At 69.7% G+C, this 26,385-nt stretch carries 27 protein-coding genes; 8 read left to right on the top strand and 19 right to left on the bottom strand.

The genetic code is table 11. The annotated features are described in order from the left end of the window. Positions 1–123: 123 nt before the first annotated feature. The 3 genes from dapC to E0497_RS18330 form a co-directional block, all read right to left on the bottom strand. Positions 124–1,224, bottom strand: a complete 1,101-nt coding sequence (gene dapC / locus E0497_RS18340; protein ID WP_137726236.1) for a succinyldiaminopimelate transaminase — start codon at positions 1,222–1,224, stop codon at positions 124–126. A 23-nt stretch (positions 1,225–1,247) separates the two neighbouring features. Then, positions 1,248–1,571, bottom strand: a complete 324-nt coding sequence (gene fdxA, locus E0497_RS18335) for a ferredoxin (protein WP_137726235.1) — start codon at positions 1,569–1,571, stop codon at positions 1,248–1,250. A gap of 80 nt (positions 1,572–1,651) precedes the next feature. Beyond that, positions 1,652–2,599, bottom strand: coding sequence for a LysR family transcriptional regulator (locus E0497_RS18330; RefSeq protein ID WP_137726234.1), 948 nt, complete (start codon positions 2,597–2,599; stop codon positions 1,652–1,654). Between the two features lie 42 nt (positions 2,600–2,641). On the opposite strand from E0497_RS18330, the gene E0497_RS18325 reads away from it, so the two are divergent. Further along, entirely contained in the window at positions 2,642–3,724 is a 1,083-nt protein-coding gene (locus tag E0497_RS18325) for a YeiH family protein (protein WP_137726233.1), read from the top strand. A 4-nt stretch (positions 3,725–3,728) separates the two neighbouring features. On the opposite strand, the gene E0497_RS18320 is transcribed toward E0497_RS18325, so the two are convergent. From E0497_RS18320 to typA, 6 genes are all read right to left on the bottom strand, one after another. Further along, positions 3,729–6,335: a bifunctional FO biosynthesis protein CofGH gene (locus E0497_RS18320; RefSeq protein WP_137726232.1), complete on the bottom strand. Its 2,607-nt coding sequence runs from the start codon at positions 6,333–6,335 to the stop codon at positions 3,729–3,731. A 39-nt stretch (positions 6,336–6,374) separates the two neighbouring features. Then, a complete protein-coding gene (locus E0497_RS18315) occupies positions 6,375–6,593 on the bottom strand; it encodes a hypothetical protein (protein ID WP_137726231.1) in 219 nt (72 codons plus the stop codon). A 54-nt stretch (positions 6,594–6,647) separates the two neighbouring features. Then, positions 6,648–7,070 carry a hypothetical protein gene (locus E0497_RS18310; RefSeq protein WP_137726230.1) on the bottom strand — a complete coding sequence of 141 codons (423 nt, stop codon included), beginning with the start codon at positions 7,068–7,070 and terminating at the stop codon, positions 6,648–6,650. A gap of 178 nt (positions 7,071–7,248) precedes the next feature. Continuing rightward, positions 7,249–8,127: an N-acetyl-1-D-myo-inositol-2-amino-2-deoxy-alpha-D-glucopyranoside deacetylase gene (gene mshB / locus E0497_RS18305; protein ID WP_137726229.1), complete on the bottom strand. Its 879-nt coding sequence runs from the start codon at positions 8,125–8,127 to the stop codon at positions 7,249–7,251. 13 nt (positions 8,128–8,140) lie between these two features. Beyond that, positions 8,141–9,880, bottom strand: a complete 1,740-nt coding sequence (locus E0497_RS18300) for an ABC transporter family substrate-binding protein (RefSeq protein WP_137726228.1) — start codon at positions 9,878–9,880, stop codon at positions 8,141–8,143. Between the two features lie 107 nt (positions 9,881–9,987). Next, entirely contained in the window at positions 9,988–11,883 is a 1,896-nt protein-coding gene (gene typA / locus E0497_RS18295; protein WP_137726227.1) for a translational GTPase TypA, read from the bottom strand. 359 nt (positions 11,884–12,242) lie between these two features. Here typA and E0497_RS18290 point away from each other — a divergent pair, with 359 nt between their 5' ends. Beyond that, complete coding sequence (locus E0497_RS18290; protein ID WP_137726226.1) at positions 12,243–12,425, top strand: hypothetical protein; 183 nt, start codon at positions 12,243–12,245, stop codon at positions 12,423–12,425. 3 nt (positions 12,426–12,428) lie between these two features. Here the strand turns inward: E0497_RS18290 and E0497_RS18285 are convergent, their stop codons facing one another. Continuing rightward, positions 12,429–12,821, bottom strand: coding sequence for a (deoxy)nucleoside triphosphate pyrophosphohydrolase (locus E0497_RS18285; RefSeq protein WP_137726225.1), 393 nt, complete (start codon positions 12,819–12,821; stop codon positions 12,429–12,431). Positions 12,822–12,854: 33 nt separating this feature from the next. Here E0497_RS18285 and E0497_RS18280 point away from each other — a divergent pair, with 33 nt between their 5' ends. Next, complete coding sequence (locus E0497_RS18280) at positions 12,855–13,145, top strand: 4a-hydroxytetrahydrobiopterin dehydratase (RefSeq protein ID WP_137726224.1); 291 nt, start codon at positions 12,855–12,857, stop codon at positions 13,143–13,145. Here the strand turns inward: E0497_RS18280 and E0497_RS18275 are convergent. Next, positions 13,087–14,355, bottom strand: a complete 1,269-nt coding sequence (locus E0497_RS18275; protein ID WP_137726223.1) for a mannosyltransferase — start codon at positions 14,353–14,355, stop codon at positions 13,087–13,089. The genes E0497_RS18280 and E0497_RS18275 overlap by 59 nt on opposite strands. Positions 14,356–14,634: 279 nt before the next feature. On the opposite strand from E0497_RS18275, the gene E0497_RS18270 reads away from it, so the two are divergent. Both E0497_RS18270 and E0497_RS18265 read left to right on the top strand, forming a co-directional pair. Then, the gene (locus E0497_RS18270; protein ID WP_137726246.1) at positions 14,635–15,372 is read left to right on the top strand and encodes an Rv1157c family protein; all 738 of its coding nucleotides are present in this window, start codon (positions 14,635–14,637) and stop codon (positions 15,370–15,372) included. 48 nt (positions 15,373–15,420) lie between these two features. Next, positions 15,421–15,759, top strand: coding sequence for a hypothetical protein (locus E0497_RS18265; protein ID WP_137726222.1), 339 nt, complete (start codon positions 15,421–15,423; stop codon positions 15,757–15,759). Here the strand turns inward: E0497_RS18265 and E0497_RS18260 are convergent. After that, positions 15,744–16,235: a MarR family winged helix-turn-helix transcriptional regulator gene (locus E0497_RS18260; protein ID WP_137726221.1), complete on the bottom strand. Its 492-nt coding sequence runs from the start codon at positions 16,233–16,235 to the stop codon at positions 15,744–15,746. The two genes, E0497_RS18265 and E0497_RS18260, sit on opposite strands and share 16 nt — an antisense overlap. 96 nt (positions 16,236–16,331) lie before the next feature. Between E0497_RS18260 and E0497_RS18255 the strand changes: the two genes are divergently transcribed. Both E0497_RS18255 and E0497_RS18250 read left to right on the top strand, forming a co-directional pair. Beyond that, positions 16,332–17,753, top strand: a complete 1,422-nt coding sequence (locus tag E0497_RS18255) for an MFS transporter (RefSeq protein WP_137726220.1) — start codon at positions 16,332–16,334, stop codon at positions 17,751–17,753. 358 nt (positions 17,754–18,111) lie between these two features. Then, positions 18,112–18,612: a nuclear transport factor 2 family protein gene (locus E0497_RS18250; protein ID WP_137726219.1), complete on the top strand. Its 501-nt coding sequence runs from the start codon at positions 18,112–18,114 to the stop codon at positions 18,610–18,612. A gap of 65 nt (positions 18,613–18,677) precedes the next feature. On the opposite strand, the gene E0497_RS18245 is transcribed toward E0497_RS18250, so the two are convergent. The 5 genes from E0497_RS18245 to E0497_RS18225 form a co-directional block, all read right to left on the bottom strand. After that, positions 18,678–19,040: a hypothetical protein gene (locus E0497_RS18245; protein WP_137726218.1), complete on the bottom strand. Its 363-nt coding sequence runs from the start codon at positions 19,038–19,040 to the stop codon at positions 18,678–18,680. A gap of 28 nt (positions 19,041–19,068) precedes the next feature. After that, positions 19,069–19,803: a DUF1906 domain-containing protein gene (locus E0497_RS18240; protein WP_338325482.1), complete on the bottom strand. Its 735-nt coding sequence runs from the start codon at positions 19,801–19,803 to the stop codon at positions 19,069–19,071. A gap of 142 nt (positions 19,804–19,945) precedes the next feature. After that, a complete protein-coding gene (locus E0497_RS18235; protein ID WP_137726245.1) occupies positions 19,946–20,848 on the bottom strand; it encodes a restriction endonuclease in 903 nt (300 codons plus the stop codon). 91 nt (positions 20,849–20,939) lie between these two features. Continuing rightward, positions 20,940–22,406 carry an FAD-dependent oxidoreductase gene (locus tag E0497_RS18230; RefSeq protein ID WP_137726216.1) on the bottom strand — a complete coding sequence of 489 codons (1,467 nt, stop codon included), beginning with the start codon at positions 22,404–22,406 and terminating at the stop codon, positions 20,940–20,942. 101 nt (positions 22,407–22,507) lie between these two features. After that, on the bottom strand, positions 22,508–24,121 hold the full coding sequence (locus E0497_RS18225) for an amidohydrolase (RefSeq protein ID WP_137726215.1): 1,614 nt from the start codon (positions 24,119–24,121) through the stop codon (positions 22,508–22,510). 170 nt (positions 24,122–24,291) lie between these two features. Between E0497_RS18225 and E0497_RS18220 the strand changes: the two genes are divergently transcribed. Next, entirely contained in the window at positions 24,292–24,513 is a 222-nt protein-coding gene (locus E0497_RS18220; RefSeq protein ID WP_137726214.1) for a PLDc N-terminal domain-containing protein, read from the top strand. Between the two features lie 9 nt (positions 24,514–24,522). On the opposite strand, the gene E0497_RS18215 is transcribed toward E0497_RS18220, so the two are convergent. Together E0497_RS18215 and E0497_RS20905 are read right to left on the bottom strand one after the other, a co-directional pair. Further along, entirely contained in the window at positions 24,523–25,176 is a 654-nt protein-coding gene (locus E0497_RS18215; RefSeq protein WP_137726213.1) for a class F sortase, read from the bottom strand. Between the two features lie 15 nt (positions 25,177–25,191). After that, positions 25,192–26,385: hypothetical protein (locus E0497_RS20905; RefSeq protein ID WP_241665959.1), on the bottom strand; the 1,194-nt coding region annotated here is incomplete at its 5' end.

The following is a 26,385-nucleotide window of genomic DNA, read 5'->3' as shown; positions in this document are numbered from 1 at the left end:
CGCTCAGGCTACGCCCGCCGCGCCCCCCGCGTCCGCGCAACAAGTGCGCGAAACGCGGGTGCTCAGCGCCAATTCCCGCGACAAGTGCGCGAAACGCGGATCAGGACAGGCGGCTCGCCGCCGTCACACCAGGCGGCTCGCCGCCGTCGCAATGCGCTCGTCCGTCGCGGTGAGGGCGATCCGGACGTGCTTGCGGCCGCGGGGGCCGTAGAAATCACCGGGGGCGACGAGGATGCCGCGGTCGGCGAACCAGTCGACGGTGGTGCGGCAGTCCTCGCTGCGGGTGGCCCACAGGTACAGGCCGGCCTCGGAGTCGTCGACCGTGAAGCCGGCGCCGCGGACGGCGGCGAGGAGGATGTCGCGGCGGCGACGGTACCGTTCGCGCTGCTGCGCCTCCTGCTCGTCGTCGTTGAGGGCGGCGGTCATGGCGGCCTGGATGGGCAGCGGCATGATCATGCCGGCATGCTTGCGGATCTCGAGCAGTTCGGCGACGAGAGCCGGATCGCCGGCGACGAGTCCGGCCCGGTAGCTGGCCAGGTTCGACGTCTTCGACAGCGACTGCATCGCCAGCAGGCCGGTGTGGTCGCCGTCGCACACGCGCGGGTCGAGGATCGAGACGGCGTCGGTGCCCCAGTCGAGGCCCAGATAGCACTCGTCGGACGCGACGATCGCGCCGCGTTCACGGGCGAAGTCGACGACCTTGCGCAGGTGCGGGACGCCGAGCACCTTGCCGGTGGGGTTGGACGGGGAGTTGACGAAGATCAGTGCCGGCTTCTGCGGGCCGAGCTGCGCGGTCCCGTCGGCGCGCACGACCTGCGCACCGGCGAGCAGCGCCCCCACCTCGTAGGTGGGGTAGGCGACCTCGGGGATCACCACGAGGTCGCCGGCGCCGAGCCCGAGCAGTTTCGGCAGCCACGCGATGACTTCCTTGGTGCCGAGCACCGGCAGGATCGCCGCCGGGTCGATACCGGTCATGCCGTAGCGCCGCGCCAGCGCCGCCGACGCCGCCTCACGCAGGGCTGCGGTGCCGTGCGTCGTCGGATACCCGGGCACGTCCGCGACCGAGGCGAGGGCGTCCCGGATCACCGGGGCCACCGGATCCACGGGGGTCCCGACGGACAGGTTGACGATCCCGTCGGGGTGCGCGGACGCCGTCTCCTTCGCGGACGTCAGCGAGTCCCACGGGAAGTCGGGCAGGGTCTTGACTACAGAATGGCGCGGCACTGATCTTCCTCGAACGTTTCCGGTCAGGCCTCGTTCATGGGCGGCAGCGCCTTGATCAGCACGGCGTCGTGATCCACCTTGCCGAGCTTGGCGGCACCACCGGGGGAACCGAGATCGTCGAAGAAGTCGATGTTGGCGGCGACGTAGCCGCTCCACTGGTCCGGGACGTCGTCCTCGTAGAAGATGGCCTCGACGGGGCACACCGGCTCGCAGGCGCCGCAGTCGACGCACTCGTCCGGGTGGATGTAGAGCATGCGAGCACCCTCGTAGATGCAGTCGACCGGACACTCCTCGATACAGGCCTTGTCCATCACATCGACGCACGGTTCTGCAATCGTGTAGGTCACTGCTGCTCTCCCTGCCTTTCAGACCAGCCACCGGGCGTGGACACCCGACGACATGCGGAACCATCAGTATGAAGCGCCCACTATCGACCAGGCAGGGCAGGGTGCCCTTCACTTCCGTTGCGGACCATGCCCAGCAGTTCCCCCGCCGGGCCCGTCAGCTGCCGGTCGCCGCGCCACACGGCACGCAGCGGCCGATCCAGCCGCAGTCCCTCGACCTCGATCACCGCGAGTTCCCCGGACGCGACCTGCTCCTCGACGGCGAGGGTGCTCATCACCGCAGGTCCGACTCCCGCGACGACGCTCGTGCGGATCGCGGCCGCGCTGCCGAGTTCGAGCAGCGGCGGTGCCGCGTCGAGATCCTCGAGTGCGACGTCGAGTGTGGTGCGGGTGCCCGACCCCGGCTCCCGCACCACCAGCGGCGTGGAGGCCAGTTCGAACACCGACAGCGGCGTGTCCCGCCGCGCCCACGGATGGCCGGGATGCACGACGACGACCAGCCGGTCCCGCGCCACCACGACGCTGCGGAACGCGGGCCCGCCCGAGATCAGCGACGCGGTCGGGACGGACGGGGTCTCGACGAACCCGAGGTCGCACGCGCCGGCGACGAGCCGCTCGAACACCTGCGTGGAGTTGAGCACCTGCAGGTGGATGTTCACTTCCGGGTGCAGCGCGCGGAACCGGCCCAGCCAGGCCGGGAGCAGATGCTCGGCGACGGTCATGCTCGCCCCCACCGTCAGCTGCGCGGACCGTTCGGCGCGCAATCCGTCGGCCACGTCCATCAGCTGACCGGCCTCGGCGAGGACCCGTCGCGCCCAGTGCGCGACGACGGTGCCTTCCGCGGTGAGCGTCGAACCGGTGGGGCGGCGACGCACCAAGGTCACCCCGAACCGGTGCTCGAGTTGCCGCACAGCCCGGCTCGCGTTGGGCTGCGCCATGCCGGCGTTCCGGGCGGCAGCGCTGAGGCTGCCGTGATCGTCGATACCGACGATCAGATCCAGAACCGCCAACTCGGGCCACGAACGCGACATGCCGAAATGCTATAGCGGAACCATCTGCCATATCGATTCGATATGAGGCGATGCGAAACGAGTGTCTACCCGAGTCCCGTCCGACCCTGCACGGTGGAACGCGTGCAGACACAGCAGACCCCCACCGCCGTCCGACCACCCGATACCCGTGTCGCCGCGACATCGGTGGTCCCGGGACTGGTGGTGTGCGCGCTCGCCACCGCACTCGCGGTCGGCGTCAACCGACTGCTGCCTACCGTGAGTCCTCTGCTGATCGCGATCGTCCTCGGCGCCGCCGCGGCGAACGTCACCGCGCTGCCCGAGACCCTCAAGCCCGGTCTGACGATCGCGTCGAAGAAGCTGCTGCGGGTCGGTATCGCCCTGCTGGGCCTGCAACTGGTCCTCGACGACATCCTCGGCCTCGGCTGGGGTGTCATCGTGATGGTCGTCGTCATCGTCACCGCCGGCATCACCGGCACCATGTTCGTCGGCAAACTCCTCGGCCTGAGCTGGACCCAGCGCCTGCTGATCGCATGCGGCTTCTCGATCTGCGGTGCCGCCGCGGTCGCCGCCGTCGACGGCGTCACCGATGCCGAGGAGGAGGACGTACTCACCGCCGTCGCCCTCGTCGTCCTGTTCGGCACCCTGATGATCCCGCTACTGCCGCTGCTCGCGACCGCGTTCGGCCTGTCCGACACCGAGGCCGGCATGTGGGCCGGCGGCAGCGTCCACGAGGTGGCACAGGTGATCGCCGTCGGCGGTGCGCTCGGCGGCACCGCGCTGGCGATGGCCGTCGTCGTGAAACTGGCCCGCGTCGTGATGCTCGCCCCCGTGATGGCGGTGATCGGCCTGCAGCAGCGGCGCCGCACCGGCACCACCGGCACCCGGCCGCCGCTCGTGCCGCTGTTCGTCGTCGCGTTCCTCGTGTGTGCCGCCGTCCGCACCACCGGGGTCCTGCCCGACGCGGTGCTCACCACTGCGGGTATCGCCCAGACCGCGCTGCTCACCGCCGCGATGTTCGCGCTCGGGACCGGCGTCCGCGTCGCCACGATCCGCAAGGTGGGGCCGCGGCCGCTCGTGCTGGCCGCGATCTCGACGGCGTGGGTCGGCGCGATCGCGCTCACCGGCGTCCTGCTGGTGGCCTGACGGCTCACCGCACCGGGATCGGCGCCCCCTCGCGCAGCGTGTAGTTCGTCAGCCGCTCGCGGGCGGGGCGTCCGATGCCGTCGGCGATGGCCCGCAGTTCGGCGACCGTCTTCTCCGAGCCGTGCTGGGAGCCGGCCATCCGGGAGATGGTTTCCTCCATCAGGGTGCCGCCGAGGTCGTTGGCGCCGCCCTGCAGCATCGCGCGGGTCCCGGCGGTCCCGAGTTTGACCCAGCTGGTCTGGATGTTGCGGATGCGGCCGTGCAGCATGATCCGGGCAAGTGCGTGCGCGGCCCGGTTGTCGCGTTGCGTCGGCCCCGGCCGGGACGCGCCCGCCAGGTACAGCGGGGCGCTCTGGTGCACGAACGGCAGCAGCACGAACTCGGTGAAACCGCCGGTCTCGTCCTGGATTCCGCGGAGCACCCGCAGGTGTCCCACCCAGTGTTCGGGGCGGTCGACGTGCCCGTACATCATCGTCGAACTCGACGGGATCCCCACGCGGTGCGCGGTGGTGACGACGTCGATCCACGCGGACGCCGGCAGTTTGCCCTTGGTGAGCACCCAGCGGACCTCGTCGTCGAGGATCTCGGCGGCCGTGCCGGGGATGGTGTCGAGGCCGGCGTCCTTGAGTTCGACGAGCCAGTCGTGGATGCTCTGCCCGCCGCGGGACGCCCCGTTGACGATCTCCATCGGACTGAACGCGTGCACGTGCATCGACGGCACCCGGCGTTTGACCGCGCGCACCAGGTCCGCGTACCCGGTGACGGGCAGTTCGGGATCGATACCGCCCTGCATGCAGACCTCGGTGGCGCCGGCGACGTGCGCCTCCCACGCCCGGTCCGCGACCTCGTCGGCGGACAGGGTGAAGGCGTCGGCGTCGCCCTTGCGCTGCGCGAACGCGCAGAACCGGCAGCCGGTGTAGCAGATGTTGGTGAAGTTGATGTTCCGGTTCACGACGTACGTGACGTCGTCGCCGACCGCGTCCCGGCGGAGCGCGTCGGCGAGCGCGACGACCGCCTCGAGGCCGTCCCCGTCGGCGGTGGCCAGCGCCAGGTATTCGTCGTCGGACAACCCGGCCGGGTCGCGTTCGGCGCTGCGCAACGCCGACAGGACGTCGGTGTCCACCCGGGTGGGGGCGGCACGACCGAGTTCGAGGACCTGTTCGCGGACGGTCTCCCAGTCGCCGAACGCGCTGCCCAGATCGGAACGGGTGTCGGTGTTGCGGCCGTCGGTGTCGATCTCGGTGTTCAGGTCGATACGCCCCGACGACACCCACTCCTCGTCGGGTTCCTGCCACGGCAGACCCGCCGGTGTCGTGTCCGGACGCGCCAGGCCCGTCTCCGGGTCGGCGACCGCGCGCACGTGCGCGCCGATCCGAGGATCGATCCACGGGTGCCCGGCCAGCACGTACTGCGGTTGCGCGGCGGTGCGTTCGACGAGCGTGTACCCGGCCTCGGAGGTGATCTCGGCGAGCGTGTCCAGGTTCGGCCACGGCCGTTCCGGGTTGACGTGGTCGGGGGTGAGCGGGGAGACGCCACCCCAGTCGTCGACGCCCGCCCCGATCAGCGCGAGGCATTCACTGCCCGACACCAGGTTCGGCGGCGACTGGATCCGCATGCCCGGACCGAGTAGCAGCCGCGCCACCGCGATCGCCGCCCGGAACTCGTCGAGGTCCGCGTCGGGGACGTCGCGCATCGCGGTGTCCGGCTTGGCCAGGAAGTTCTGCACGATCACCTCCTGCACGTGCCCGAACGACTTGTGCAGCTTGCGGATCGCCATGATCGATTCGGCGCGCTCCCGGTGGGTTTCACCGATGCCGACGAGGATGCCGGTCGTGAACGGCACCGACAACCGGCCCGCGTCGGTGAGGGTCCGCAGCCGCACCGCGGGATCCTTGTCGGGGCTGCCGTAGTGACACTGCCCCTTGTCGATGAACAACCGCGTCGACGTCGTCTCGAGCATCATGCCCATCGACGGCGCGACCGGCTTGAGCCGCGAGATCTCCTCCCAGCTCATGACACCCGGGTTCAGGTGCGGCAGCAGACCGGTCTCCTCGAGCACCCGGATCGACATCGCCCGCACATAGTCGAGGGTGGAGTCGTAGCCGCGTTCGTCGAGCCACTGCTTCGCCTCCGACCACCGCTCCTCCGGCCGGTCCCCGAGCGTGAACAGGGCTTCCTTGCAACCCAATTCGGCGCCGCGGCGGCAGATGTCGAGGATCTCGTCGGGCTCGAGGTACATGCCGTGGCCGGCGGCCCGCAACTTCCCCGGCACCGTGACGAACGTGCAGTAGTGGCACGTGTCCCGGCACAGGCGGGTGATCGGGACGAACACCTTGCGCGAGTACGACACCGTCTTCGGGCGCCCCGCCGCCTCGAGTCCGGCGTCCCGGACCCGCGCCGCCGACACGCACAGATCCTCGAGGTCGCCGCCGCGGGCGTGCAGCAGCGTGGTGGCCTCGTCGACGTTGAGCGTCGCCCCGTCCCGGGCGCGCCGCAGCACCCGCCGCATCGCACTCGACGACGGCGCCTGCTCGGGAACAGCGGGAATCGGCAGGATCGCGGACCGGTCGGTGTCATCGCTCGAGGCACTCACCCGACGATCATGCGCCACCGCCCGGCCCCGCTGCCACCGCGGGTCTCGGACCGTCCCTCACGCGTGGGGATAGTCCTCGTCGTCGGGCACACTGCGATGCTGCTCGGCCGCATCGGCCGGATTCACCTCCAGCGGAACCTGCTGCGTCGACTCGTCCCGCTCGTCGTCCTCGTCCACTGCCGTCGCCTGTTCGACGAGATCGGCCTCCGGGACGTCGACGGGAACATCCTCGATCGCCTCGTCACGGCCGACGTTCCCGGCATCGATCGACACCATCTCGATCACCTCCCGTTCGGGTGGATGCGGACTGCCACCTCCACCATAGGACGCTCACCTCTGCGCCGACGCCACCAGCGACTCGAGGCGCACCCGGAACAGGTACAGCCCGGCCGGCAGCAGTGCGGCCACGAACAGCAGCAGTGTCCGCCAGTCCGAGAACACCAGGACGTCGCCGCCGGGTCCGCCGACCATGCACACCCCGAATCCGAACAGCCAGCCGAACAGGGGGGCCGCCGCGGCGAGGGCGCTGTCGGTGAACTTGCGGGCCCCGAGGACGAGGAGCAGGTTGACGACGGCCGCCACCAGGATCGTCACCGGGAACGGTGTCGCCCCGAGGTAGGCGGGCAGGAACAGCACCGACAGCACCGCGCACAGGAAGCCGTCGAACGTGAGCAGCGCCAGCGTCGTGCGGGACCCCGCCGCGGTCGGGGTACCGGTGGTCGGGATGTCGGCGGGCAGGCTCGGCGCGGTCATGGCGTCGATGATCTCACGGCACCGGCGGGTACCCGAGTGACGTCAGCAGGTCGCTGATCTGGTCCGCGAATGCGTACACGGACCCGTAGTAGAGGTCGTGCCAGTTCATACCCCAGCCCTCCCACGCGACAACATGTGATGCGGGTCACAGCATACGGGATCGGTGGCCGACCGGCCCTCAGACGTCGAGACCCGCGAACAGGTCGGTTTCCCGGCCCGTGGCGTCGACAGGTCCGGCCTGCCCGCGCACCAGCACGAAATGCTCCACGGCGAGGATCGGCTGGGCCACATCGTTCGACAGGGCCAGTGCGGTCTCCGACGGCGCCACCGTCACCTGCGTGGCGTGTGCCCGCAGCGCCGCGACCTTGGCGCCCAGCACCGCCGACACGTCCACCGCGGCCGTCACGTCGGCGTCCGGGACGGCGGGCAGTTCACCGGGTTCCGGCATCCGCCATCCGGTGGGGATCTCGTCGATCGCCGCCAGACCGGCCTCGAGCGCGGACCGCTCGGTGACGGTCCAGTAGAACTTCGCGACCTCCCACTGCGCCCCCGCTTCCGGGAACGCACCGGTGCCGGCCGCCTCGACCGCCGCGGTCGTGATGTGGTGTGCCCGAACATGATCCGGGTGCCCGTAGCCGCCGACCGGGTCGTAGGTGACGACCACATGGGGTCGCAGTTCCCGGAGCACCGCGACGAGCACGCCGACCACCTCGTCATCGGCGGAGTTCACGAAGGCCCGCGGATTCGCTGCCGACGGGGTACCCGCCATCCCCGAGTCCCGCCACCGGCCGGCGCCGCCGAGGAAACGGGGGCCGTGCGCGCCCAGCGCGTGCAGGGCCCCGGACAGCTCGAGGATCCGGTAGCCACCCAACTGGTCGGCGCGGTCCGCGACCAGGCCCGCCCAGCGGTCCCCGATCACCTCGCCCTCCTCACCGAGCGTGCACGTGAGCACGGTGACGTCGGCGCCGGCCGCGGCGTACCGGGCGATGGTGCCGCCCGTCGTCAACGTCTCGTCGTCGGGATGGGCGTGCACGAACAGGATGCGGCGAGAACTCACCGGGTCACCTCACTCATTTCGACGTCCGGGTCCACACGGCGGCGTCCGCGAAGAGTCCGACCTGCACCGGACCGGCCGGGGCGACGCCGTCGACGCCGGGGCCGGTCGCGACGATCGTGTTGTCCTGCAGCACCGGCAGGACCGCGGCCAACTCCCACAGTCGCGGTTCGGCGTCCGCGATCACGTGCGCCACGTCCGCCTCCCCGCGCAGTGCGGCGTCGATGCCGGACTGCAGCGCCGGATCGCACAGGCCGGACACGTTGCTCGGTGCGCGCAGGACCGGCGGGTCGCCGGCCTCCGGGGCCGGTGTCGCAGCCGGCGCCGCGACGGGCACGCAGCCGAAACGTGAGGCCAGTGACGTCGCCGGATCCGAACCGGCACGCTCCCAGCCGACGATCGCGTCGACCCGCCCGGACGCGAGTGCCGCCCCGTAGAGATCCTCGGCCCGCAGCGCCCGGACGGACGCCTCGATGCCGGCGCCGCGCCACTGGTCGGCGACGGTGTTCGCTACCGCGATCGCAGTGTCGTCGTTCTCGGGTGCGCCGAGCACCAGCGTCAACTGCTCACCGTCACGCATCAGCCGTCCGTCGGTGGCGGTCTCGGGTTCGACGTTCCCGGAATCGCTGGGGGCCGTGTGATATCCGGCGTCCGCCAGCACGACCAACGCCTGCTCGCGGGTGAGCGCCGGCGGATTCGTGGGGGCGTAACCGGGGTCGGACGGGGACAGCACCTGCGCGCGGGCCGGAACCACCGCGGACTCGGTGCCGGCACCGACCATCGCCAGCAGGTGCGCATCCAACAGCCCGAGCAACCCCTTGCGCACCAACACATTCGAGAGGGAGGCCTCACGACCGTTGAGGGCCACCGACAGCACCCGCGGCTGCAGTTCGGTGCCGGTGCGGACCGCGGGGATCGCCGACAGCTGTGCGAGCGTCGACACCCCCCCGTGCACTCGGGCGACCTGCGTGTCCCCGGAGCGCATCGAATCGGCCAGCTGCGCGGACGACCCGCCGCGGCGCATCAGGATCTGGTCGGGCTCGGCCGGGGTGTCCCAGAACCGGTCGTTGCGTTCGAGGAGGATCTCGTCACGGCCACGGTCGACGGACTTGATGTGGAAACGCCCGCCCGACACCGGGATTCCGTCGAGCAACCCACGGGCGAATCCGCCCGGGGAATCCTTGAGCAGGTGCGACGGCACCAGATCGGTGAACAGTTCCCGCCACGCCGGATACGGCGCGGACAGCTGCACCGTGACGGTCTTGCCGCCACCGGACGATTCGATGTCCTCGATCAGCCCGTACCCGGCCGGGTCCACGACCCCCGGCTGGCTCGTCATCTGCCGCCACAGGTAGCGGAAGTCCTCGGCGGCAATCGGGGCACCGTCGGACCATTGGGCCTCGTTGCGCAACTGGTAGACGATCGACGACGGCGCCTCGGGCGTCGGTGGCACGAGAGCAGCCGACACCAACACCGACGGATCCGCCACCCAGTCGGTGACGCCGGGCCGAGCAGGGTCGAGCACCGGCCGGAACGGACTCGGCAACACCAGCGACGTCACCGCCGCATTCACCGGCGACTGGTCCGCGAGCAGGTGCGGATTGAATCCGAGACCGACATCGTCGATCCCGACGACCACCGTGTTCTTGGTGGTGACCGCCGTCGTCGGCTTGGGGCTGTCCGTGCTCTCCACGGGCGGCGGCGGATTGGCGGTACAGGCAGTGAGGGCGAGACCGGCGACCAGCGTGGTCACCATCGGCAGCACTCGTCTCACACACCCGTCCCTTCTGCGCGGCTGCGCCGCTGTGCGCCTTTTTGGTAGTAACCCACTACCAAAAAGGCGCACAGGCGCGTCAGCGCACTTTACAGTGCGGCCTTGTCACGCGACTTCGCGCGCGAACGCTCACGGGCGCGGTCGGTCTGCGACAGGTGCAGCTTGCGGACGCGGATCACCTCGGGGGTGACCTCGACGCACTCGTCGGCGGCGCAGAACTCCATCGCGGACTCGAGCGTCAACTCGATCGGCTTGGCGAGGGTCTCCGTGTTGTCGGCGCTCGCCGCACGCATGTTGGTGAGCTTCTTCTCCTTGGTGACGTTGATGTCGAGGTCCTCGGCACGCGGGTTGATGCCCACGACCATGCCCTCGTAGGTGTCGACGCCGGGGTCGACGAAGAACGTGCCACGATCCGAGAGCTGGATCATCGCGAACGGGGTGACCGTGCCGGTGCGGTCGGAGACCAGCGAGCCGGTGTGGCGGGCGCGGATCTCGCCGGCCCACGGGCCGTAGCCGTGCGAGACGGCGTTGGCGATACCGGTGCCGCGGGTCTCGGTGAGGAAGTCGGTGCGGAAACCGATCAGGCCACGCGACGGGACGATGAACTCCATCCGGACCCAGCCGGTGCCGTGGTTGGTCATCTGGACCATCTTGCCCTTGCGGTTGGCCAGCAGCTGGGTGATCGCGCCGAGGTGCTCCTCGGGGGTGTCGATGGTCAGCTCCTCGAACGGCTCGTGCAGCTTGCCGTCGACGTGCTTCGTGACGACCTGCGGCTTGCCGACCGTGAGCTCGAAGCCCTCACGACGCATCTGCTCGACGAGGATGGCCAGTGCCAGCTCGCCACGGCCCTGGACCTCCCACGCGTCGGGGCGGCCGATGTCGAGGACGCGCAGCGACACGTTGCCGATCAGCTCGGAGTCGAGGCGGCTCTTGACCATGCGGGCGGTGAGCTTGTGGCCCTTGACGCGGCCGACGAGCGGCGACGTGTTGGTGCCGATGACCACGGAGATGGCCGGCTCGTCGACGCTGATCGTCGGCAGCGCGACCGGGTTCTCGGTGTCGGCGAGGGTGTCGCCGATCATGATCTCGGGGATACCGGCGACGGCGACGATGTCACCGGCGACGGCGACCTCACCGGGCTCACGGCTGACACCGACGGTCTTGAGCAGTTCGGTGATCTTGACGTTCTTGACGCCGCCGGAGTGCATCCACGCGACCTGCTGGCCCTTGCGGAGCTCGCCGTTGTGGATGCGGACGAGCGCGAGACGGCCGAGGAAGTCGGAGGCGTCGAGGTTGGTGACGTGGGCCTGCAGCGGTGCGGCCTCGTCGCCCTTCGGCGCCGGGACGTGCTCCATGAGGACGTCGAACAGCACGTCGAGGTTCTCGGTGTCGGGGGCCTGGCCGTTCTCCGGCTGGTTCATCGACGCCTTGCCCTCGCGGCCCGACGCGTACAGGACCGGCAGGTCCAGCAGCGCCTCGGCGGCCGCGGCAGCCTCGTCGTCCAGGTCGGATGCCAGGTCGAGGAGCAGGTCCTGCGCCTCGGTGACGACCTCTTCGATGCGGGCGTCGGGGCGGTCCGTCTTGTTGACGACGATGATGACCGGCAGCGACGCGGAGAGCGCCTTGCGCAGCACGAAACGGGTCTGCGGCAGCGGGCCCTCGGACGCGTCGACGAGCAGGACGACGCCGTCGACCATGGACAGGCCGCGCTCGACCTCGCCACCGAAGTCGGCGTGACCGGGGGTGTCGATGACGTTGATGACGGTGACGGTGCCGTCGGCGTTGTGGCGGTGGACGGCGGTGTTCTTCGCGAGGATGGTGATGCCCTTCTCGCGTTCGAGGTCACCGGAGTCCATGACGCGGTCGACCAGCTCGGCGCGCTCGGCGAAGGCGCCGGACTGGCGCAGCATGGCGTCGACGAGGGTGGTCTTGCCGTGGTCGACGTGCGCGACGATGGCGACGTTACGGAAGTTGCTGGTGCTCACGCGGGGCGTTCTCCTGGCTGCTGACGTGGGCCACGCGAGATTGGTGTCGCACGGCAATATGGCTGCCGCTGCGCGCATGCATGATGTCCCATTCGCGATCCCTCCCGTCTGGAGCACATCGAACGTCGCTGGAAAGATCACGACATCTGTGCCGACGGAGGCATTGCGGCCAGCGAATACCCTACCTGCCCGGATGGGATCCGCCCACATCGCCGCCCGGAAAACCGGGCCGCGACCTGCGAATCGTGATATCCGCCACTGGCCCGGAAACGCCTGGGCGACACCCGCGAATGAGGGTACGCTAACTTGCGAGGCGGTCGTTCGGGCGTCGTGTTCGGGTAGGAAGGCCGGTCGCACACATGGGCAAGGGAAAGGTGAAGGCCAAGGACGTGTCCGGCCTCAAGCCCAAGAAGAAGTGCTGCCGCAAGAAGACCCGCTGCCTCAAGTGCCCCGTCGTGATCATGCGGATGAAGAAACTCGAGAACGACGGCGCCACCAAGAAGGAACTCAAGAAGGGCCTGAAGAAGGCCCGCGCGGCCTGAGCGTCACCCGCCGAGCAGAGCCACCAGGTCCGGCACCCAGCCACGATCGTTGCCGACGAGCGCGATCTCCCGCAGTTCCCGGGCGTCCACCCAGCGCAGCGCCGCATGGTCGAGCGGCCGGGGATCTCCGTCGACCAGCGTGGCCCGATAGGCCCGCAGCACCAGACCGTCCCGCAGCGGCACGTCGGCACCGATCCGCTCCCCCGCCACCGCCACGACACCGAGTTCCTCGACCAGTTCCCGGCGCAGCGCGGCGGCGGGCGTCTCCCCCGGCTCGACCTTGCCGCCCGGCAGTTCCCACAGACCCGCCAACTCCGGCGGCCGGGTGCGCTGCGCGAGCAGCAGCCGGCCGTCCCGGATCACCGCGGCCGCGACGACCTCCCGCTCCCCGCTCATTGCAACCTCCTCGCCGGCGCACCATCATGAGATATGGCCGAGTTGCTGTCCGACCCCGAGATCGATTCCGCACTCACCGACCTGCCGCACTGGCGCCGCGACGGCGCCTCCCTCGTCCGGGCGATCGAATCGGCGGGTTTCCCGGCCGCGATCACCCTGGTCGACCGGGTCGCCGAGGCAGCGGAGTCACTGAACCACCATCCCGACATCGACATCCGCTGGCGCACCGTGACGTACACGCTGTCGACGCATTCCGCGGGCGGGATCACGACCGCGGATCTGGAACTGGCGCGGCGGATCGACACGCTGGCGGCGTCGGCGTAGCGGCCGCACGGCGTCCGGCGTACGCCACCCACCCGAACACCACGAGCGCACCGAGCACGTTCACCGTCCCCGCCCACGCGAGCCCGCCGGGCCGGGAGATCGCCTCGCCCTCGAGTCGCTGCAGCACCCACGGCACCCCGACGACCGTGACGACGAGCCAGGCCGCGGCGACGATCCGGGTGCCGAGCAGTCGCCGGTACGGGCCGTGGAGCAACCAGATCAGCATCGGCAGCACCCACACCCAATGGTGTACCCACGAGATCGGTGAGATCAGCAGGCCGAGCAGTTGCACGAGCACCAGCGTGCCGAGTCGGTCGCCGCGGTCCAGTGCCCGCCACGCCGCGAACGCGAGCACCGCCGCGAGTGCGACGCCGGCGATCCACACCGGCCCGGTGCCGACATCGTGACCGGCGAGACGGCTGAGCGCGCCGCGCAGCGACTGGTTCCACGCCGAGCCGACGGGGCCGATCCGGTCGGCGTCCCCGAACTTGGTGGTGAAGTAGTCCCGCGCCTGCGACCCGATCACGAGGTAGCTGACCGCGACGGTGCCGGCGAATGCGACCGCCGAGAAGATCGCTGCCCGCCACCGTCGTTGCGCGAGGAAGTACAGCCCGGTCACGGCCGGGGTCAGCTTGATGCCGGCGAGCGCGCCGACGATGCCGCCGGACACCCACCACCGGGTGCTGCGGACCGCGAGCATCGCGCCGAGCACGAGGAAGACGTTGACCTGGCCGTAGTCGAGGGTGGTGCGGACCGGTTCGCTCCACACCCCGACCGCCGTCCACAACATGGCGACCGACTGCCAGTGCCGGCTGCGCGCGGTGTCGCCGAGCAGCAGTTCGAGGCTGATCCGGACGACGAAGAACAGCGCGGCCACGGTGCCGACCTGCCAGAGCAGCCCGACCAGGCCGAACGGCAGGTAGTGCAGTGGCAGGAACACCAGCGCCGCGAACGGCGGATAGGTGAACGGCAGCGGGAAGTCCGGGGTGTCCTCGGCGTAGGTGAACGCGTAGAGGTCACCGCGCAGCAGGGCCGCCGAACCGTCGACGTAGACGTGCAGGTCGACGAAGTTGAGGCCGTTGGGCGTCAGGATCGTCCACAGCAGCCGCGCCAGGACCGACACGACGAGGACCAGGGGGGCCCAGTGGAGGAGCCGGGGCCACCCGGCGTGCCTGCGAAATCCGCGCTCGGCGAGTGACTGCTCCGACACTGACTGGTGCTCTCCCGTGATCGTGTGGCTGGGCGCACCCAGTGTGGCGCGACGGCGGGGCGGACCCGGAGTCGCGTCAGCGTAACGCGTGGGGAAGAGCTGCCGGAAAATGCTTTGCCCATGCGTAACAGTTGAATCAAAGTTCACTTACTCCCCATCAGTAACGGGATATGGTCACGGGGCCATGGCAGTGACGTCACAGCATGCATAGACTGCACGCGACGTAGGTCACGATCGGGTCGTACGTAAAGGATGGGAACTGTGATTCGTAACCGAGGAATGCGCCGAGTGATCACCGCGTGCGCGGTCGTGGCCGCGGCTGCGCTCGCAGTCCCCGCAACCGCAACCGCACAGCCCACCCCGCCCGGACTCCCCGAGGGCATGCCGGTCGAGGCACTCGCCTCGCTCGCCCCGGCCATCATGGGTGCGGTCGCGGCCCCGGCCGACATCACCGACGTCGACGCCAAGGCCGACCTGCTCGCGCAGGCCCGCATCCTGCTCGAGGGCGCCAACCTGCCGCCGGAGTTGAAGTCGACGCTCGAGCGTGTCATCACGTTCCTCGACGGCAGCGGCGGCGGCGGACCGGAGATCCCGCAGGACGGCCCGCCGATCGCCCAGTTCCTCTACCCGACCGTCGGCAAGGGCTGCATCGCCCCGGCGAGCGACTCGGTCGGCACCGCCCTCGCGGTCCCCGGCCCCGCCACCCTGCCTCCGCCGGGACCGGCCGCCGGCCAGGCCGGATTCGTCTTCACCGCCCTCGGCACGGCGAAGGCCGCCCCGAACCAGGGCATGACGGTGTCGTGGATCAACGTCGACAACGGGCGCCGGGAAACCCAGAATCTGACGACCGAGGCCCGGATCAACCCGGACGGCCCGGCCACGCTCTCCGCGATCGCGAACACCGGCCCGGGCCGCGTCCTGGCCGTGATCTCGGGGTCGCTGACCACCGAACCGGACGGTGCCGCCCCGATCACGTGCAGCTTCCTGCCGACGATCGGCATGTTCGCGGTCGCCTGACGCCGTTCCGTGCTGGTCACGGCCGGTCCGGCCGTGGTAGACCGGGGCATGCCCGCAGATACGTGTTCGATCCGGTCGCGTCGTTCGCGGCGGTCGATCCTGTCGATCCGCTCGGAGGGCTCGATCCTGTCGATCGGCAGCGTCGGCTCGATCCTGTCCGTCGGCAGCGTCGGCTCGATCCTGTCCGTCGGATCCATCGGGTCGGCCGGGTCGGTGCTGTCGTCGCTGTCGTTCGGCAGCATCGGTTCGGCCCTGTCCGGTCTGTCCCGGTGGTCACTGCTGTCGTGGCGCGGAGTCGGCCATGCCCCCGACGAGCGTCCGCCGCTCGTCGTCGTCCCGGACGAATCCGAGCTCACCGATGTGCCGGCGGGTCACGTGCAGTCCTGACCGCCCGCCGCGTCGGGCCGGGGCCAGAGCTGGCCCTCGATCTGTTCGATGTCCCGGTTGAATCGGGTCAGCAGGTCGCGCAGGTCCCGGATGTCGTCGCCCGACCAGCGCTCGAGCACGCTCCCGATACCGTGCCGATTGAGGTCACGGTCTTCGTGTAGTTGCGTGAGACCTTTCGCCGTGGGCCGGATCTTGCGGGCGACACCGCCGTCCGGATCCGCGAGACGTTCGACGAATCCGTTGCGCTGGAGCGCGCCGACCTGCCGGTTGATCGTCGAGATGTCCAGGCGGAACGCCTCCGCCAGTTCCTTCAGGCTCATCGGCGGTTCGAGTTCGAGTCGACCCAGGATCAGGTACGCGGATCGTTCGAGTTTCTGGTCGCCCCGTTGCCGCGACATCGTGTGGTAACGCGACATCAATGTCAGCTCGAACTCGATGTCGGCTGTCACACGAGCGTCTTCGGGCACGGCGTTCATCCTCCCAACCAGTATTGTGCACACTGCACATGATGTGTAGCGTACACACCCTTGCTTCGTTGATTACTTTCTCTGCCGCTTTCCGAGGAGCACCACTTGACCTCATCCGTCGCTTCGGCGACGACGGCCCCGACCGAACCCCGGTCCGGCACTCCCATCGTCGCCACCCTCGGGTTGTGCGGCATCGTCGTCGCCCTCATGCAAACCCTCGTGGTCCCGGTCATTCCGGAACTGCCCCACCTGCTCTCCACCACCCCCGCCGACGCGTCGTGGGCGATCACCGCCACACTCCTCGCGGCCGCGGTCGTCACCCCGATCAGCGGACGCCTCGGCGACATGTACGGCAAGAAACGCATCCTGGTCGCGAGTCTGCTGCTCGTCGTCGTCGGATCGGTGGTGTGCGCGTTCGCGAACTCGCTGATCCCCCTGGTCGTCGGGCGCGCGCTGCAGGGCGCGTCGGTGGGCGTCATCCCCCTGGGCATCAGCATCCTGCGGGACGAACTCCCCCCGAAGAAGGTCGCCGGCGCGATGGCCGTCGTCAGCGCGACGCTCGGTGTCGGTGGCGCGGTCGGATTCCCGGTCGCGGCGGCGGTCGCACAGGTCGCGGACTGGCACGTGCTGTTCTGGATGGCCGCCGGCCTGGGCCTGGTGTGCACCGTGATCGCAGTGATCGTCATTCCCGAATCCCCGGTACGCAACCCCGGCCGGTTCGACGCCGTCGGGGCCGTCGGCCTCAGCGCGGCCCTGATCCTGCTGCTGCTCCCCATCACCAAGGGCGGCACGTGGGGCTGGAGTGCTCCCCTGACGCTGGGCCTGCTGGCCGCGTCGGCCGTGGTGTTCCTCGGATGGGGTGTGCTCCAGATGCGCACCGCGCACCCCCTGGTGAATCTGCGGGTGTCGGCGCGGCCGCACGTGCTGTTCACGAATCTGGCGTCGATCGCCGTCGGGTTCAGCATGTACGGCAACTCGCTGACGCTCCCCCAGTTACTGATGGCGCCCGAGTCCACCGGTTACGGGTTCGGCCTGTCGATGGTCACGACCGGTCTCGTGCTCGCCCCCGGCGGTCTGGTGATGATGGCGCTGTCCCCGGTGTCCGCGAGGATCTCGGCCTGGCGCGGGCCGCGCTTCACCCTCATGGTGGGATCCGTCCTCCTCGGCTGCGGCTACCTGTTCGTGTACACCTTCTCCTCCGCCGTGTGGCTGATCATGCTCGCGGGGATGATCATCGGTGCGGGTATCGGCCTGACCTACTCGGCGATGCCGGCCCTCATCGTCGGTGCCGTACCCCTGTCCGAGACGGCCGCCGCCAACGGTCTCAACGCGCTGATGCGCTCGATCGGCACCTCGACCGCCGCGGCGGTCGTCAGCGTCGTCCTCGCCGGCATGACGATCACGATCGGCACCGCTACGATCCCGACACTGGACGCCTTCCGCACGACGTTCGTGATCGCGATCGTCGCCGCGGTCGTCGCCCTCGTCCTCGCGTGGCTGATCCCCACGGCGAGGCGTCGCGCCTGACGACTGCTGCTGCGCACATACCGACGGGCCCGCACCGATCCGGTGCGGGCCGTCGGTGTGCGTCCTGTTACGGAGTCTGCGACTGTCCCTTGGACGAGCCGCCGGTCAGCGCGTCCGAGGAACCGATGTACAGGTTGCCGGCGATCGAGTACAGCAGGTTCATGAGGAATTCCACGGGAGCCTCCGGATCGTAGGTGGGTGTTGTCGGACGTATCGGGCCGCGACCCTACCGCGTTTCACCGTGACCGGTTCATCCGGATTCCGGCGAACAACTGAAACGTGTTCCATTCATGGGTTAGGTTGCAGGAGCCCCGCCGGCGCGGCGGGACGACCGCTACCGAGCAGGAGGAGCGCAGGGATGGCGTGGACCCGCGACGAACTCGAGACCGCGTTCGAGAACTACCAGAAGACCGTCGTGCAGGCGACGCGGACCGGCGACTGGAACCACTTCGCCGACATGTTCACCGAGAACGCGACCTACAACGAACACGGGTACGGGCAGTTCTCCGGTCGCGAGGAGATCCGTCGCTGGGTGACGCGGACGATGACGTCGTTCCCGGCCACCCGGATGACGTCGTTCCCCGTCTCCTGGTATGTGATCGACGAGGCGCGCGGCTGGGTGGTGTGCGAGGTGCAGAACCCGATGGAGGATCCGGGCGACGGCAGCGTGCACGGCGCCCCGAACATCACGATCCTGCACTACGCGGGCGACAACCTGTGGTCGCACGAGGAGGACGCCTACAACCCGATGAACTTCCTGGCGGCGACACGGAAGTGGTGTGCCCGCGCGGAGGCGTCCGGGAACCTGCCCGACGAGGCGCGGGTCTGGATGGAGAAGATGGCGCGGATCGCCGGCTGACATCGGGAGAAACGACGACGGGCGCCCTCCGCGTGGAGGGCGCCCGCTGCCGTTGCGTCGGATCGTCAGTAGCTGGTCCAGAGCACCGCGATCAGCGCGTTGGCGATCGCGAGTCCGCCGACGACGTGCGCGAAGTTGGGGTTGGCTTCGCCACGCTTCTGCCGGGCGCGGCCGATCTCCGCGACGGCGACGACGGCCAGGCTGATGAGCAGCTTGACGCCGATCTTGGCGTGGTCGTAGTCCTTGCCCAGCGACTCGACGGCCTCGCCGAGTCCGACGATGATCAGGCCGGACAGCAGCTGGATGCGGGCACCCCACACCATCACCTCACTGATCCGGGGGGCCTTCAGGACCGCGAGGTAGCCACCGACGATCGCGGCCATGCCGAGCAGGTGGACGGCGACGAGGATGTTGTAGACGACAGACATGCCCTTACCTTAGCTTTACGTTTGCGGGTCAGGACAGGAAGAACGGCTTGCTCGCCGACCACTGGCCGTAGTTCGGCTTGAGGATCGAGTTGACGTCGACGCCGATGCCGTCGATCTTGCGCTTGTCGATCTCGAACTGGTGCAGATGCGCGGCCGGATGGACGTACCCGGCGGGGGTGCCCCAGTTGTGCTGCCAGAACCAGGATCCGACACCGGTCCGCAGGCAGTGGTCGATGGTGGGCGAGTTGCCGTACACACCGACGTTGGTGTGCCCCAGCACGTCCTCCCACCCGCGCAGGTACGGGGTGATCAGGTTGGTCAGTTCCCAGCCCGACGGGTTGTCGTCGATGGACGCGTAGACGGGGCAGTTCTCGGGACCACCGGCGGCGCGGTGCAGTTCCAGGCCGCGGCGGGCGTGCCGGATGCCGGCATCGTAGCCGCCGCGCCAGTCCGAGGTCTCGCCCTTGCCGAGCTGGTAGCAGGAGACGATCTGCAGGCCCGTCGCGGCCATCGCGGCGGCCTCACCGAACTGCATCGGCTTGCCGAGCATCCACCCGGCGCCGGGCCGGCGGTCGGAGACGTAGCGGATGGCACCGACGTGACCGGCAGCACGGATGGACAGGGGCGACGGCACCCCGGCCGAGTAGTCGACGAGTGTGGCCGGACCGGCGTTCGCGATCGACGGTCCGGCGACGGCCGCCAGGCCCGCGGCAGCGGTGCCGGCGGCGGCGATCCGGAACAATCCTCGTCTGGAAACCTGCACCTGCAAACCTCGCATCACCGGCAGCATCCGGCATCGCTGTGACTGGCCTGCCCGCACCGATTCGGTTCGGGCCCTGTTCGATTCGACGCCTATTCCACCACAGCCGGTCCGGTTTCGTCTGCCACATCGGCGACGCGGACGGTCAGTCCGATCCGAGACCCACGAAGAAGTCCGGTTGCACCGTGACGTCCTCGACCACACGGGTCGTCGTGCACACGCCGAGCGCGTGTTCCTTGAGGAGTTCGCACAGCCGGTCGCCGTCGATGAGGTCGACGGGAGGAGCCCCGTCACGCCGGGATTCGGCCCGGGCCTCGCTGGTGAAGGTGCCCGTGGTGATGAGCAACCCCTTCTCGCCGCGCCCCGCCATCGCACCGCGCAGATCCCGTACCGCACCGACCCCGACGCTGCCGTTGATCCGCTTGCACTGGAACGCCACCGGAAAACTCAGCAACGAGATCTGGCACATGCCGATGCCGTCGATACCGCCGTCGACGCCCCGTCCGGTGATCGTGGCGGTCGAGAATCCGGCCTCGCGCAGCAGTCGCTGGATCAGGCGTTCGAAACCGTTCGACGACATCCGCAGGACCGACTCGAGCGCCGCGTTCTTCCAGACCGCGGTGTCCGCGTCGTCCCCGGGCGATTCGTCCTCCGACAACACCCCGCCGGCCAGCGGAAGCGCCTGCGTATCAGCGGCACCGGCCTTCCGCTCGAGCCGCTGCCGACGCTTGTCCGAGGTGAAGGTCACGAGCAGGGGCCGGATCTCGCGTTCCGCGACCTCGCGTCCCTGCTTCGTGACCGTCCACACGGCACGGCGACTGTTCGCGATCAGCCCCATTCCCTTGAGATACGTTCGCGCCCAAGCCAATCGATATTCAGCCTCGGTGCCGGGGCCCGCGCCGTGCAGGATCTCCTGCACCTCAGGCGACCAGCCCTCCCGTTCGACGACCGCGCCGTCGAGTTCGTGGTTGGACGCCGAACCGCCGAGGGCGATGAGCGCCTGCAGGGTCGGCCACAGCAGCTCCGTGTAGGGCGGAAGCTGGGCGATCGACCCGACCTGCGCCGTGTCGCCCCCACGCTGAGACTCCTGCACCTGCTACACCCGCTCCCATCACACTGTCGGTAGGCCGACGTGGATGCTATCGGCTGGCGCCGCCGGACCCGACACCGGTGGCCCGTGCGGCCGCGTCACGTCCGGCCACCCGACCGAACACGAGCGCATCCGCAATGTGGAACCCGCCGTCCTTGCACCAACTGTAGGTCGAACTCAGCTCACCGGCCGCATACAGGCCGCCGATCGCCGCACCGCGCGTGTCGACGACCCGGGCCCGGCCGTCCCGTCGCGGGCCGCCGTTGCTCCAGCCGAGCAGCGGACGGACCGTCAACGCGTAGAACGGGCCCTCGGTGACAGCCCCGAGCGTCTCGGGTGCGCGCCCGAAACGGTCGTCGTGTCCGGCCGCGCACGCCGCGTTGTACGACGTGACGGTGCGTTCGAGCGTCACCGGGTCGACACCGAGTTCGACGGCGAGTCCGACGATCGTGTCGGCCCGGACGATCCAACCCTTGGCGATCTCGTCGCTGTTGTCGGCGCTCCACCGCACCCCCTTCATCAGCATGTTCCAGCCGACCGGCAGCACGTCCGGGGACGGGCTGAGCGGCCCGGCGGTGCGCATCTGCTCGTCGAACACCAGATGGAACGGGCGCAGCGGGAACAGTTCGTACGCACCGCCACGGCGGACGTGCCCGTGCTTGGGTTCGGCGGCCTCGTCGACGAACCGGCGGCCGTCGTCGGCCACCCACAGATAGTTGTTCGCGTTCCAGAGCGCCAGGTAGTGGCCGTGCTCGTCGTCGCCACGGACGCCGGTGATGGTCATCATGTTGTCCATGTGCCACAGGTCGGCGCCGACGGCCTGCGCCATGCGGTGCCCGTCCCCGGTGGAGGCCGGTGACCCCCACAGCACGTGGTCCCGGACGCGCAGGTAGTCACGCACCATCGTCGGATCGGCCGCGAACCCGCCGGTGGCGAGGACGACGCCGCCACGCGCCCGGATGCGGTGCCGGCCGTCGCTCCCCTCGACCTCGACGCCGACGACCGTGCCGTTCTCGACGATCAACTCGACGGCCGGGGTCGAGAAACGGGTCTCGATGCCGCGTTCGGCGAGTGCACTCCGCAGGAACCCGTGCAGGAGTTGGTTTCCCATGCGTCCGGCGACGGTGTCCATGCCCGCGTAGCAGTCGCTGCCGTCGAGCTCGAGGTATTCGGGTTCGGTGTGGTAGTCGCCGCTCATCGCGACGTCCGCGCCGAGTTCCTTCAACCAGCGGGACACGTCGACGGTCTCGGTGGCCCAGGCGTCGACGACGTCGTCGGCGACCGGGAAGTCGCCACTGAGCGACCGCAGGAACGTCCGGGCGCGCTCGGCGTCGCGGTTGACCCACCAGCCGCCGCCGGAGACGCGGGTGTTGCCGCCCGCGGTCGCCGCGTCGCACTTGTCGACGACCAGCACGCGCGCGCCGGCCTCGTACGCGGCGAGCGCGGCGGCCGATCCTGCAGCCCCGGTCCCCGCGACGACGACATCGAATTCCTCGTCGAACCCTGCAACAGCCATGTCCACACCTCTCGCCGACGCCGATTCTGTGATCCGCGTCATCTTCACGCCGGTGGCGAGGTGGGCGCAGCAGGCGTTCCGCCCAACGGGAAGCCGGTTCGTCAGTCGAGGCTGCCGTGCACGACGTCGCCGGCGAACACGGTGGCCAGTACCCCGATGTCGGCGATCGTCTCCGGGTCCACGTCGAGCGGGTTGGCGGACAGGACGACGAGATCGGCGTGCGCGCCGGTCTCGATCGTCCCGAGTCCGTCGTCCCCGAACAGTTGCCACGCGGCGTCGACGGTCTGCGCGCGCAGCGCCGCCGCGACGGGGATCCGCTCGTCCGGCGCCAGGACCTTGCCGCCCCGGGACGTCCGGGTGACGGCGTCGGCGATGTTGCGCAGCGGGTTCGTCGGCGTGACCGGACCGTCGTTGTGGAACGAGATGCGATGGCCGGCCGCGAGCGCGGATCCTGCTGCGGCCCAGTGCCCGCCGTGGTCGCCGCCGAACAGGTCGTCGACCAGGACGTCACCCCAGTAGTAGAGGTGGTCGACGAACAGGCTCACCGTGACCCCGAGGTCGGCGGCACGCCGGAACTGGTCGGGACGCATCGCCCCGACGTGTTCGAGCCGCAACCGGTGGTCGGGACGCGGATGCGCGGCCAGCATCTTCTCCCACGCGTCGAGCACCATCGTGACGGCCTCGTCGCCGTGCGCGTGACACGCGATCTGCCACCCCTCCTCGAAGTACGGGGTGCTGATGTCGAGGAGTTCCTCACCGGTGTAGTTCGCGTGGCCGTGACTGCACGCCATCCCCAGCGCGCGGGTAGCCGGGGTGTCGAGGTAGGGAAAGCTGAGCGCGATGTTCCCGATCCACGGGGATCCGTCCGACCAGATCTTGATACCCACCTGCCGGACCAGGTCGTCCCCCTCTCCCGGTTCCACGTCGGACGACCGTGCCGGACCGGATGTTTCGTACAGACGCAACCGCGTGGTGAGCACCCCGGCGTCGACGGCCGCGGCCAGCGGCCCCCGCATCGCCGGATCGAACGCCATCTCGCTGACCGTGGTGACGCCGACGGCGTTCATGCGGGCGCATTCGGCGGCGAGGAGTTCGGGGAACCGGGACGCCGCGGACACCAGCAGTCGTCCGGCGACCGCGACGACCGCACCCATCTCGTAGGCGGTGCCGTCGAGTTCACCCGTGTCGTCGCGCCCGAAGCGCGCCCCCTCGGGGTCCGCGGTGTCCGCGGTGATGCCGGCGGCCGCGGCCGCGCGGGAGTTGAAGTAGGCGGCGTGCCCGGAGTTGTGCAGGATGATCAGCGGCGTGTCCGGCGACTGCGCATTCATCCATGCCAGGTCCGGCTCGTCGAGTCCCTTCTGCAGCAGCGGATCCCAGCCGTTGAGGACGGCGCCGTCCGGGCCCGCCTCGGCAACCGCCTGCGCGATCGCCGCGAGGACACCCTCGGCGTCGGGGATCGTGACGGGCCGGATGTCGACGACGGGCTCCCCGAGCATCACGGCCTCGTTGAGTGGATGCCCGTGCGCTTCGATGAATCCCGGCATGACGCAGGCGGTTCCGACGTCGTGGACGCGGGTGTGCAGACCGATGTGCGGTGCGACGTCGGCGTCGGCGCCGACCGCGACGATCCGGCCGTCCCGGACGGCCACGGCCGTCGCCCGAGGAACGGTGTCGTTCATCGTCAGAATGTCACCGAACAGCACCAGGTCAGCCATTGTTTCTCCCCACTTCGCACCGACCCGGGCCGGTCCGGTCCTCGCCTACCGGACACGCTACCGACCGGCCGTGGACTGTGCGAGACGAATGTCGATACAAAGTGTGCCGGCGTCCGGTCGGGTAGGAATGTGGCGGGACCGTGTGGTTCCCGGATCGAGAGGAGTCCGTCGTGGCGACGACGAAGTGGGCGGAGTTGAGCACTGCGCAGCGTGGGGTGATCGCCGTACTGGGTTCGGTGCAGGTGGTTCTCGCGGTGAGCGCGTGGGCGGATCTGGCGCGTCGTCCACGGGAGCAGATCAACGGCCGTAAGGGCAAGTGGGCTGCGATCATCGGCGTGAACGTCTTCGGTCCGCTGTCGTACTTCCGGTGGGGCCGCAGGAAGTCGGCCTGACCGAGCCGGTCATTCGATGAGGTCGGCATAGACGACGGTGTTGTCTCGGTAACTTCCTGCAGCAGTGTCGAATTCGCCACCGCACGTGATGAGCCTGAGTCCGGGATGGTCGATGTCGCCGTACACATCGAGGGTCGGGAAGGCGGTTTTCGCGTAGCGGTCGACGCGGTTGACACGGAACACCGGTGCGGTGCCGTCGGTGCGGTGGGTGATGATCTCGTCACCGGGTGCGAGGTCGTGGAGTCTGTTGAAGACACCGGTTTCTCCGTCCCAGTCGACATGTCCGGCGATGATCGCAGGTCCGAGGTCGCCGGGGACCGGTGATCCGGTGTACCAACCGGCGGGGAATGCCCCCGGGGGCACTTGGAGGGCGCCGTCCGGTTCGAGTCCGAGGTCCATCAGGTCGGCGTCGACACCGATGCCGGGGATGGTGATTCGGTCGGGTCGCAGGGTGACTGACGACGCTGGTGCCGGTACCGGCGCTGGGATGGCGCCGCTGGTTGTGGTGGTGGCGGCGGGTTGCGGTGGCAGTTCGCCGAGGGATACGGGCCCTGTTGCGGCACAACCGGTCAGTGTGATCGTTACGGCCGCGCACGCGGCGAGAACGACCGACAGGCCGCCGCGGCGGATACGCCGGGGTCGGCCTGTCGGTGTGGTGTTCATCGGGATGTTCGGTTCCTACTGCTGCTTGCGGCGGTGTCGTCCGAGGGCCGCAGTCGAGCCTGCAGCGGCGGCGGCGAGGAGCAGCGCGGTTCCGAGGAGGGCGTTGCGGCCGCTGGTGTCGTCGGATGCTCCCTTGCTGCCTGCTTCGACGCCGCCGACGGGGATGTCGGCGATCTGGCCGCCCCGCCGGGGTGCCGGCGCAGCAACGTCGGCGGCGGTGTGGGTGCCGGTGGTCGCGGCGATGGTACGGGCGATCGGGGCGACCCGATCGTCCTTGTCTTCGGTGACGGGGGTGCCGCTTCCGCCACCGCCTTCGAGTGCGCTGCCGATGGCGGCGCCGCCGGCGATGGTGCTGCCGAGTGCGGCGCTACCGAGGGCTGCGCTACCGATGGTCGCCCCACCGGTAGCGGCGCTGCCGAGTGCGAGGCCTCCGAGAGCGGCACTGCCGAGGGCTGCGCTGCCGAGTTCGGAACTACCGGCGTCGCCGGTCGATCCTGCCCCCGCCCCGGCACCGGTGTCGCCGCTGCTGCCGAGGGCCGGAAGCGCAAGGCTGCCCAGGTCGAGATCGCCACTGCCCGTGGTCAGATCGGAACTACCAGCAGGAAGTTCCGAGCTACCGGCGTCGGTTCCACCGGTGCTTCCACCGTCGCCGGCACTGCCGAGAGCACCGACGCTACCGAGGACCGGCAGGGCCAGGCTCCCCAACGGAAGCGCAAGGCTACCGAGCGGAATCGCCAGACTCCCCAGAGCCGGGAGCGCGACGCTACCCAAATCCAAGTCACCGCTACCGGCGGTCAGATCGGAACTACCGGCGTCGGTGCCACCGTCACTACCGGTGCCACCGCTCGAACCGGCATCTGCACCCGCGTCACCGAGACTGCCGGTCAACAGGCCGCCGAGTTCGAAGTCGCCACTGCCCGTGGTCAGATCGGAACTACCAGCAGGAAGTTCCGAGCTACCGGCGTCGGTTCCACCGGTGCTTCCACCGTCGCCGGCACTGCCGAGAGCACCGACGCTACCGAGGACCGGCAGGGCCAGGCTCCCCAACGGGAGCGCAAGGCTACCGAGCGGAATCGCCAGACTCCCCAGAGCCGGGAGCGCGACGCTACCCAAATCCAAGTCACCACTGCCGGCGGTCAGATCGGAACTACCCGCGTCGGTGCCACCGTCACTACCGGTGCCACCGCTCGAACCGGCATCTGCACCCGC

This window comes from Prescottella subtropica, from assembly GCF_005434945.1.
Taxonomy (GTDB): Bacteria; Actinomycetota; Actinomycetes; order Mycobacteriales; family Mycobacteriaceae; genus Prescottella; species Prescottella subtropica.
Note: the sequence above shows the minus strand (reverse complement) of the source record. Positions and strands in the feature narration are given on the sequence as shown.